Origin of the sequence: Bacillus sp. LK2 (assembly GCF_001043575.1) — a bacterium.
Taxonomy (GTDB): Bacteria; Bacillota; Bacilli; order Bacillales; family Bacillaceae_G; genus Bacillus_A; species Bacillus_A paramycoides.
On sequence record NZ_LDUK01000100.1, the window covers coordinates 1 to 703 of the forward strand.

Genomic DNA, 703 nt, shown 5'->3' on the forward strand with positions numbered 1-703 from the left:
ACAACGGTATTGAATATGGGGATATGCAATTAATTTGTGAAGCATATTTCTTCTTGAAACAAACACTTGATTTGACTGCAGAAGAATTTCATGAAATATTTGCTGAATGGAATAAGGGAGAACTGAACAGCTATCTAATCGAGATTACAGCAGACATCTTCACGAAGAAAGATGAAGAAACTGGTAAGCCATTAGTGGATGTTATTCTTGATACTGCGGGACAAAAGGGTACAGGGAAATGGACAAGCCAAAGCGCACTTGATTTAGGTATATCTCTCCCTATTATCACAGAATCTGTATTTGCACGTTGCATTTCTGCTTTAAAAGAAGAGCGTGTGAACGCAAGCAAAGTTTTATCTGGACCTAAAGATAAAGCGGCAATTGGAGTTGAAAAAGCCGAATTAATTGAAGCAGTGCGCCAAGCTTTATATATGAGTAAAATTTGTTCTTATGCACAAGGATTCACGCAATTGAAGGCAGCTTCTGAGGAACATGATTGGAACCTTGATTTTGGCAGCATTTCTATGCTTTGGAGAGGCGGATGTATTATTCGTGCAGCCTTTTTACAGAACATTAAAGAGGCTTATGAGACAAACACTGACCTACCGAACCTTTTACTTGATCCATACTTTAAAGAAATTGTAGAGTCATATCAAGGCGGATTACGTCAAATTATCTCAGTGGCTGTACAACAGGGCATTCC

1 pseudogene is annotated in these 703 nt (G+C 38.5%); it reads left to right on the forward strand.

The features are described from left to right. Positions 1-703 (forward strand): annotated as a pseudogene (locus tag VK90_RS27255) (NADP-dependent phosphogluconate dehydrogenase); the annotation flags it as partial.